Genomic DNA, 491 nt, shown 5'->3' with positions numbered 1-491 from the left:
CGTCGCTGATCGCAATCGTGCCGGTCGCCGTCTCCGGCGCATCGCCGATATTGCCTTCAATCACATCACCGACAGTTTTACCACTTACTTCAGAAGCTTCGTTTACATCTCCGACAGAGACTTTCACTTCTGCGGTGTCTTTCAGCCCTTCGCTGTCGGTCACTTCAACCGCCAGGCTATAGCTCGCCGCCTCTTCGTGGTCCAATGCCACACCGTCCTTAAGACGAATCTCTCCTGTCGTTGCATTGATTTCAAACAGGTCATTGTGACTAGTCAGGGTGTACGTCAAGATATCACCCGCATCCGGGTCGTACGCTCCCACCAGGCCGACCTTAGCGCCCAACAGGTTCTCATCAACAGTAAACTGGTAAGTATCAGCATCCACTATACCGCTGGTATCCAAACCATGGCTGTCATTGGAGCCACTAATAAATTCAGGGGCATCACCAGTTCCTTTAATCGTCACGGTTACCGTATGCTCGGTACCGTCT

The 491-nt window shown here is 52.1% G+C and carries 1 protein-coding gene; it reads right to left on the bottom strand.

Annotated features, from left to right (window positions below):
* The coding region (locus tag MD588_RS25945; RefSeq protein ID WP_265700836.1) for a cadherin repeat domain-containing protein at positions 1-491 on the bottom strand (491 nt) is incomplete at both ends.

Origin of the sequence: Photobacterium obscurum (genome assembly GCF_026191635.1) — a bacterium.
In the GTDB taxonomy this organism is placed as follows: domain Bacteria; phylum Pseudomonadota; class Gammaproteobacteria; order Enterobacterales; family Vibrionaceae; genus Photobacterium; species Photobacterium obscurum.
The sequence above is the reverse complement of the archived record's forward strand: the minus strand, read 5'-3'. Positions and strand labels throughout refer to the sequence as shown.